The organism is Jatrophihabitans sp. (assembly GCF_036389215.1).
Taxonomy (GTDB): domain Bacteria; phylum Actinomycetota; class Actinomycetes; order Mycobacteriales; family Jatrophihabitantaceae; genus Jatrophihabitans_A.
This window is the reverse complement of sequence record NZ_DASVQG010000152.1, coordinates 1-8,621: the sequence shown is the minus strand read 5'-3', so window position 1 is coordinate 8,621 and position 8,621 is coordinate 1. Positions and strand designations below refer to the sequence as shown.

The window sequence follows — 8,621 nt, the reverse complement described above, 5'->3', positions numbered from 1 at the left end:
TCGACATGAAGTGCGCGTCGCGGAGCAGGCGGAGGTGCTTCTCGTAGCCGAGCCCGCCACGGTGCTGCCCCGGTCCGCCCGAGTCGACGGCCAATGAGAGCCGCTCGACGAGGAACGGGAACCTGGACTCGGTGAACTCCGTGGGCAGGTTCCGACTGTCGGGGACCACGTGGATGGTGTCCTCGCCGTCGGCGTACGGCCTGCCGCCCGAGCCGCCGCCGAGCACCTCGCGCATGAGGTAGGGCTGGCCCTCGACGTCCTGCCCGTAGACACCGGTGTAGCGGATCGTCTCCTGGTCGGCGGGCATCCGGCCGCCGGTCGCCTTGGCCAGCACGCCGGCCAGGACGCCGAGCAGCCGCAGGATCACGAAGGTCCGGGCGTTGGTCGGCGCCGGGAACACCGGCGTGAGCAGCGTCCCCGGCGGCGGGAACCGCATCTCGATGAGTGGCACGACGCCCTCGTTGACGTCGAGCTCGGCCATCCGCTCCGGCGTCTCGGCGAGGTTGCGGAGGATCGGCGCGAGCCACTTCTTGAGGAACACCCCGTCGCTGTAGTCCCCGCAGTGGTTGATCGGCCCCTTGGCCTGGGGTCCGGTGCCGTCGAAGTCGATGACCAGCCGCTCCCCCTCCGGGTCGTCGGCCGCGGTGCGGGTCAGCGTGATCCGCTGGGTGTGCAGCCTCGGCCCGTCGACGCCGTCGTGCTCGGCGTAGTCCTCCCACACCCAGCTCCCGACCGGGATCCGCCCGAGGATCTCGCGCCGGTAGGTCTGCGTGGTGCGGTCGATGACGGCGTCGAAGCAGGCCTCGACGGTCGCGGTGCCGTAGCGGTCGAAGAGCTCCCCGAGCCGCCGAGCGCCCATGAGGCAGGCCGAGCACTCCGCGTCGAGGTCGGCGGCCAGCGAGTCGGGCATCCGGGAGTTGCGGGTCATGATGGTCAGGGCGGCCCGGTTGGGCACCCCGGCGTCCCAGAGCTTGATCGGTGGCACCATCAGGCCCTCTTCGAAGACGCTGGTGGCCGAGCTCGGCATCGACCCGGGAACCGCCCCGCCGATGTCGTCGTGATGGCCGAAGGCCTGCACGAAGGCCACCACCTGCACATCATCAGCAGCGCCGGTTTCGCCTTGTACGAAAACCGGAACGGTGACGCACAGATCCGGCAGGTGGCCGATCCCGCCCTCGGATCGGTAGACGTCGTTGTGGAAGAACACGTCACCGGGGCGCATCTCGGCGAGCGGGAAGTCCCTGGCGATCGGGTGCACCAGCGCGGAGTAGCTGCGCCCGGTGAGCTTGCGCAGCAACCGGTCGTGGATGCCGGCCCGGAAGTCGTGCGCGTCGCGGATCATCGGCGACCGGGAGGTGCGTGCGATCGCCGTCTCGACCTCTCGCTCGACCGCGGCGAGGCTGCCCTGCACGATCTCCAGGACGATCGGGTCCACCTGCGCGCCCCGGTCAGGGGTGAGTGAGTCGCCGGTCGGCGAATCCGCCGGCGGGACAACGGTCATCGGTCCTGCTCCGTCCGGGTCATGTCCTCGGCTCCGCTCGCTGAAGCTCCGCGGCGCTGAGGCTCCTCGGCGCTGACGCGCCGGCGATGCTCACTCGCTGTCGCCTCGCGGGTGATCAGCAGGTTGGCGTAGTCGTCGAGCCGGGCGGTGAAACCCGGATGCAGCGGAACCGTCGAGCCGAACTCCTCGATCACCGCCGGGCCGGTCACGACGTCACCGGGGCCGAGGTCGGTTCGCCAGTACAGCGGTGTGGGCAGGTAATTCTTCCCGTCGAAACACACCTCGCGGCTGCCGGTCCGGGCTCGCTCGACGGTCTCGCCGGGTGCCGGGTGCCGGCGCAACTCCGGCCGGCGGATCGGGCCGATGCCCGACACCCGCAGGTTGACCCACTCGACCTGCTGGCTCGGCTGGTCCCGGAAGTCATAGCCGTACAGGCCGCGGTGGGCGTCGTGGAAGGCCGTGGCCACCTCGGCCAGCACCGGCTCGGTCAGCTCACCGTCGGGCACCGGCACCCGGACCTCGAATGCCTGGCCGAAGTAGCGCAGGTCCGCCGTACGGGCGAACCGGTGCTCCGGTGCGGGGAACCCTTCCCGGCTGAGCGCGGCGGCCGCCTCAGCGGTCAGGCCGTCGAAGCCGGCGGCGACCTCGGCGGGCTTGAGGTCGGCGTGCTTGGCGACCGCGGTCTGGACGTAGTCGTTCTTCACGTCGACGGTCAGCAGCCCGAACGCGGAGACGTTGCCGGGGTCCGGTGGCACCAGCACGCCCCGCAGGTTCAGGATGTCGATCAGCCTGCACAGCAGGAGCGAACCCGAACCGCCGAAGGTGGTGAGGGTGAACTCCCGGACGTCGAGCCCTCGCTGGACGGTGACCTGGCGCAACGCGTTGGCCTGGTTCCAGGCCGAGATCTCCAGCACGCCGTTCGCGCAGGTGGCCAGCTCCAGCCCCAGCTCGGCAGCCAGCGCGGTCAGGCCGGCGCGGGCGGCCGTGATGTCCAGGCTGATCTCACCGCCGAGCAGGTGCGGCGGGATCCGGCCCAGCACCAGGTGCGCGTCGGTGATCGTGACGTCGGTGCCGCCGATGCCGTAACACAGCGGACCGGGATCGGCGCCCGCGGATTTCGGACCGACCTTGAGCGCGCCCTCCGGTGAAATCCAGGCGATCGAACCACCGCCGGCGCCCACGGTCACCACGTCGATCATCGGGATCTTGGACGGATAGGCGCCCACGGTTCCCTCGGTGGTCAGGGTGGGCTCGCCGTCCAGAACCACCGAGACGTCGGTCGAGGTACCGCCGCCGTCGCAGGTGAGCACCCGGCTGAACCCGGCGTTGCGGGCGATCATCGCAGCACCCAGCGCGCCGGCGGCCGGGCCGGACAGCACCGTCGTGATCGGCTGGTGCACCACTTCGGCGGCCGACAGCACGCCGCCGTTGGACTTCATCACGTAGAACGGCAGGTCGCGGTCGTCGGTGAGCTCGTCGAGGCGGCGCTTGATGGAGCCGACATAGCCGGCCACCTTCGGTTTCACCGCGGCGTCGACCAGGGTGGTCATCGAGCGCTCGTACTCGCGGTACTCGCGCAGCACCTCCGAGGAGATCGAGACGACGGCGGTGGGGTGTTCGGCGGCCAGGATCTCGCGCATCCGCTGCTCGTGCGCGGGGTTGGCGTAGGAGTGCAGCAGGCAGACGCCGATGGTGTCGATGCCCTTGTCCCGGAACCAGCGGGCGATCTCGACCGCGCCCGGCTCGTCGAAGGGCCGGACCTGCGCGCCGGTGTGGTCCAGCCGACCACCGACGGCCTTGACCCGGTCGGCCGGCACAATCCGGTCCGGCTTCACCCAGAAGTAGCTGTTGCCGTAGCCGTCGGGCACCGACTGGCGCGCGATCTCGAGAATCGACTCATAGCCCTCGGAGGCGATGAAGCCGAGGACGCCGACCTTGCCCTCCAGCAGCTGGTTGGTGGCCACCGTGGTCCCGTGGCAGACGGCGGTCAGCGCCAGGCCGGCCTGCGTCCGGGGGATGCCGAGCAGGTCGAGCACCTTGTCGATGCCGGCCAGGAAGCCCTGCGCCGGGTCGGCGGGCGTGGAGGCGACCTTGGTGCTGACCAGCTCGCCGGTCTCCTCGTCGAAGGCCACCACGTCGGTGAAGGTGCCGCCGGTGTCGATGCCGACCCGGATCCGCCGCTGTCCTGGCATGCCTGCAGTCAACTTGGCTCGGTGGCATGTCGCGTCGGCGAACTTTGCCCGAGAACTTGCCAATCCGTTGGCACGTCCATTGGTACTTCAGCCATCCGGCTCGCGTTGTGGGCAGGAAGAAACGTCAACCGGTTATCCGTCGTAGGACGCTGCGGTGAAGAAGACCTCGGCTCAGCGTTGTGGCTATAATCAGTACATCGATTCACGCCACAAGGAGAGTACATGGAAGTCGGGATCAAGGAGTTGCGAGACAATTTGAGCCGTCACCTTGCATCCGTCCATCACGGTCACACGGTGACCATCACTGATCATGGCCGACCGATCGCCAGGATCGTACCGATCGGGCACCCCACGAGATTGGAGACCCTGATTGCCGAGGGTCGGGTTGCCAAGGCGCCGCATCGCAAGACTCCGGCCTTGGATCCGTTGCCAGCCGCCGGGACGGTTTCCGACCTCGTCCGCGATCAGCGGCGGTGATCGGCTATCTCGATACCTCGGCCTTCGTACCGCTGCTGATCAGCGAACCGAGCAGCCTGTCCTGCCGGCGGTTCTGGGATGACGCTGACGCCGTCGTGACAAGCCGGCTGACGTATGTCGAAGCTGCCACGGCGCTTGCCCAGGCCCGACGGCTCGATCGGCTAACTGCTCCGACGCACCGCAGCGCCGTTGAGCTGCTCGATCAGCTGTGGTCTCAGTTGGGTGTCGTGGAGGTGGACCAGGCGGCGGTCGTCCGGGCGGCGGCGCTGGCCGAGCAACTCAGTCTGCGCGGCTACGACGCCATGCACTGCGCCGCTGCGGAAAGCCTTGGTGACGACGAACTGGTGGCCGCCGCCGGTGATCGAGAGTTGCTGTCCGCGTGGTCCGAGCTCGGGCTGGCTAGCTACGACACGAACGCGACCTGAATGGATGTCAGCATCGACATGCTCTTGCCGCTGCCCGACTGACCGACAATAGCCAGCAGCTGCCCGGCGATCGCCAGCACGACCATCAGGGTCAGCACCACCGCGCAAGCTGAACCGCGGTGAGCAGTCGCGCGGCTATGGTTCGGGCGTGAAACCTGAGCCGGAACTCGTGACCACCGATGCTGACCTTCCCGTCGACCGGGCCAAGGCTGAGCCGTTGGTGGGTGTGCGGGCGTGGCCCGATGCGCAGTGTTCGTACTGGCTCAGCGGTACCGGCAAGGAGCCGATGCTCACGGTCACCGTGGCGGCTCAGCCGGGCGGCTGGCTGCCCGGGCCGGCCGACTCACCGCACGCCGCCGCGGCACGGGCCGCCGAGCACGCCGAGCGGTACCGGCTGGTCCGCGCGCAGCTCGACGATCCGGGCGTCGCCGTCTCGCTACTGACCACACTCGACCCGGGCCTGGTTCTGCCGGTCGCCGACGGCGCGGAGTCGCTACGGCGCTTCGCCGCGGCCGCAGAACTGTTCGTCCAGGCCGCGGCGGGCGCCACGCCACCGAAGCTGACCGGTCTCGCCACCCTGGGCGAGCTGATGGACCGCTACGGCATTTCTGCCGAACGCCTCGCCACCGCCAACGTTGACCAGCCGCTGAACCGGCTGCTGGCGGCCGGGCAACCGCTGGCCGTGCGGACCGGCCAGATCGAGCCGGACACCGTCCCGGCCGACGCCAGCACCCTGGCCGCGGTCGCGGTCCGGCTGCGCATCACGCCGGAGCGGCTGTTGGAGGACAACCGCGGCCTTCAGCTGAGCGCCGACTCTGCCTTCGTGCTACCCGGGATAGTGACGCTGCCGGCGGATGCCCGGACTCTCTATGCGACGCAGGCCGGTGACACCCTCGCTGCCCTGGCCCGACGGTTCGGCACGACCGCGCGGCAGATCGTCGCGGACAACGCCGAGGTCACCGGCACCCTGCGGCCAGGTATCGGGGTCGCGGTGAGCGTCGGGCCCAGCGGCGAATCCAGCGGCGAGGGTGAAATCGAGGCCGATGACGAGGGTGAAATCGAGGCCGATGACGAGGCCGAAATCGGGGCCGAGACTGAGGCCGATGACGAGGCCGCTGACCAGATGGTGACCGCCAGCACCGACACGGTGACCGGCGACTCGTTCCAGTCCCTGCGCGCCCGGCTGGTCGAGCAGAACGCCGAGGTCACCCTCGACGCCGTCGCCGACGCACTCGACCGGCTCGGTGCGGTGCTCACCATGGGCGCGATGCTCAGCTGCCCGCTTGCCGTGCTGGGCAGCAGCCGTGACAGCGGCACCGCCACCCCGCTGACCGGTGCCGAGGTTTCTGCCGAGCACGGCTGCTCACCGGTGGACTTCGCCGCCGCCAACGCCGCGGTGCTCGGGCTGCTGCAACCGGGGGTCCGGCTCAGCGTCGACGACAGCACCACCAGCACGGCCGAGTGCGACACGCTCACTGCGGTGCTGGGCCGGCTCACCCCGGCCGAGGCGGCACCCTCGATCGCGCGGCTGATCGCCGCGAACTCCTCGGTTCCGCTGTTCCGGGCCGGCGCGCGGGCGCTGCTGCCACCACCGCCGGTCAGCGTGACGGCCTCGCTCGGCCAGCCGCTGGAACCGCGTGCACCGGCCGCCCGGCTCGCGGTCACGCTCCGGCTCCAGCGCCCCAGCGACGCGATTGTGGATCCCGCGGCGGGCGCGGTGCAGGCTGAGCCACCGGCCGAGCGCGCCGACACGGTGGTACCGCCATCGGGTGACGACCGGGATTCCTTCGTCGATGACTGCCTGACCGCGCTGCCGGACGTCCGGCTCGCCACCGATGCCAGCGGCGAGCTGTGGGCGGTTGCGTTCGGCAGCACCGGAATCGCAGGCGTGCACATCGAGCCGTCCGCCGGCGGCACGCCCGGCCCGCGGGTGTTCGCGCTGCGCCCGCTCTACCGGCAGCTGCTCGACTTCAGCGCCTCGATCAGGCCGGTGACCGCCCAGGGCGGCCTCGGCATGTCGGTGCGGCGCCAGTTCTCCCAGCTGGACGTGGAGTACGGGGCGCGGTCGTTCGTCACCGAGCTGGATCGCTACCTTGCCGAGCCGCTCAGCAACCGGCTGCCGGGCACCGCTCGCGGGGATCTGCTGGCTGTCCGGCGACGAGTGGCCGAAGCTATCCCCGGCAGCCTGGCACCGCTGCCGCAGAGCCAGCCGGACAGCCCGCCGGTGACCGAAGCGCTGGCGAACGCCCGCACCGCGCTGGCCTCGATCGGCCGGCAGAGCCTTGCGCAGGCTTACCTGTCCTCGGTGGTCGCACAGTACCGGGCCGTCGTGGTGGCACCGTACCCAGCCGGCGGCCAGGCAGCGCGGCTGGCGGGCACTCTGCAGGCGTCCGGCCGAGCGGACCTCAGCCTCAGCAGCAGCCGGACCGAGCTGGATCCGTCCAACGCGACCTGCACCTTCGCGCTGGCCAATGCCGATCCCTCCGACGCCACGAGCGTGTCGTTCACGCCTGAGCAGGTATTCGACGCCATTGAAGTCGACTTACCCCAGCCCGGCGAATCGAGTACCGAACCGGTGCTGCTGCGGTTCGCCCGCGCGCTGGCCGGCGGCTACCGCGTCGAGACGGTCGCCGCCGGGCTGCCGGCCACCGAGCTGCCTATCCCGTTGCGCGAGCACCCCGCCCCGGTGTCGGCCCAGCCGATGACCGCGCAGGCGACGTTCACCGGCCCAGGCCTGCCGACGCTGGCCGAGGCGACCCGGTGGACATCGAGCCTCAGCTACACCCACGAGCATGCAGCCCAGGATGTGGTGCTGCTGGGGATGTCACCGCCAGTCGCGGCACCCGCCACCGAGGCAGCCGACAGCGAGGCAGCCGACAGCGGCGCAGCCGGCAGCGAGGCAGCCGGCGACACGGCGCTGGCCGAAGCGCTCGCCGGCTACACCGCGGCATCCGTCGAGCTGGCCGTGCTGATCGGCTCTGACGTCGAGTCGCCCGACGGCACCGATGCGGCCACCGTCCGCGGCAACGCCGCTGCCTCGCTGGTCGAGTTGGCCACCGCGGTCGCGGCCGCCTGGAGCGCGCATGGGAACGACTACCCCGCAGCCGATTCCGATCCGGTGGATCCGCGACTCAGCTCCACCTACCGGCTGCGTGCGGTCTACTCCGACAGCGACAGCACCGGGGACGGCGGCCGGCGGCTCGACCGGCTGGTGGTGAGCCGGACCGGCATCGAGAACGGCATCGAGGACGGCTGGCCGGGTATCACCCTGATCAGCCATGACGGGGAGCTGCCGCTGACGCCCGGCCCGGTCGCCGATGAGACCCGCGAGTACGCCGCATCACACCACCTGGCCGGAACCAGCCCGCTGACGTTGCGACTGGACTGGCCGGGGTTGCGCGGCGCACCCGGCCCCGACGCGCGGATCGCCTTGACGGTGGAGCGCAATCCCACGCTGGGCGCCGGGATGGCGACCTCGGCGGCGTTCGTGCTGGCCGCACGACCGATCCAGGTCGAGGTCACCAGCCCGTCCGTGCGGTGGAGTGAGCAAATCCCGCTGACGGGAGACAGCCTCGGCCAGGCCCTGCAGAACGCCTTCGACACCCTGTCCGCAGAGCAGCCGGAGAACATCCGGCTGAGCATCGAGGCCCGCTACGCCGAGCCGGTCGGCGAGCAGCACACCGTGCTGGCGGTGCTCCTGATACCCGAGCTTGCGCTGCAACCGGACTCAGCCGGTGCGATCGCCGCCGCACTGGAGGATTGGCAGCGGGCCTACCATCCAGCCACCGCCGGTGCCCGGTGGCACCTGGGCCTTGCCGTGCTGTCCGCACATCCTGGCGCGCTGCCGTTACTCGCCTTCGACCAGTTGGTCTTTCCGGTTCCGCTCGGCTAGCTGTACTGCCCGGACAGGTTGGTGCAGGCCGTTCTGATCGGATGATCTTGATGTAGGAGGGCCTCCTGAGTGGGGTGTGGAGCTACCACGGCAACCACGCCCAGTACTCAGGAGGTCCTCGTGCCACACCGTAA

General features: G+C 70.4%; 6 protein-coding genes. 3 read left to right on the top strand and 3 right to left on the bottom strand.

Annotated features, from left to right (window positions below; genetic code table 11):
* The coding region (locus tag VF542_RS07695; RefSeq protein WP_408651111.1) for a hydantoinase B/oxoprolinase family protein at positions 1-1,501 on the bottom strand (1,501 nt) is incomplete at its 3' end.
* The gene (locus VF542_RS07690; RefSeq protein WP_408651110.1) at positions 1,498-3,693 is read right to left on the bottom strand and encodes a hydantoinase/oxoprolinase family protein; all 2,196 of its coding nucleotides are present in this window, start codon (positions 3,691-3,693) and stop codon (positions 1,498-1,500) included. The genes VF542_RS07695 and VF542_RS07690, both read right to left, overlap by 4 nt.
* Positions 3,694-3,915: 222 nt before the next feature.
* On the opposite strand from VF542_RS07690, the gene VF542_RS07685 reads away from it, so the two are divergent.
* Both VF542_RS07685 and VF542_RS07680 read left to right on the top strand, forming a co-directional pair.
* The gene (locus tag VF542_RS07685; protein WP_408651109.1) at positions 3,916-4,170 is read left to right on the top strand and encodes a type II toxin-antitoxin system Phd/YefM family antitoxin; all 255 of its coding nucleotides are present in this window, start codon (positions 3,916-3,918) and stop codon (positions 4,168-4,170) included.
* A complete protein-coding gene (locus VF542_RS07680) occupies positions 4,167-4,595 on the top strand; it encodes a type II toxin-antitoxin system VapC family toxin (protein WP_408651108.1) in 429 nt (142 codons plus the stop codon). The genes VF542_RS07685 and VF542_RS07680 overlap by 4 nt, the downstream gene beginning before the upstream one ends.
* On the opposite strand, the gene VF542_RS07675 is transcribed toward VF542_RS07680, so the two are convergent.
* Entirely contained in the window at positions 4,574-4,696 is a 123-nt protein-coding gene (locus tag VF542_RS07675; RefSeq protein ID WP_408651107.1) for a hypothetical protein, read from the bottom strand. The genes VF542_RS07680 and VF542_RS07675 overlap by 22 nt on opposite strands.
* 47 nt (positions 4,697-4,743) lie before the next feature.
* On the opposite strand from VF542_RS07675, the gene VF542_RS07670 reads away from it, so the two are divergent.
* On the top strand, positions 4,744-8,487 hold the full coding sequence (locus tag VF542_RS07670) for a LysM peptidoglycan-binding domain-containing protein (protein ID WP_408651106.1): 3,744 nt from the start codon (positions 4,744-4,746) through the stop codon (positions 8,485-8,487).
* Positions 8,488-8,621 lie beyond the last annotated feature (134 nt).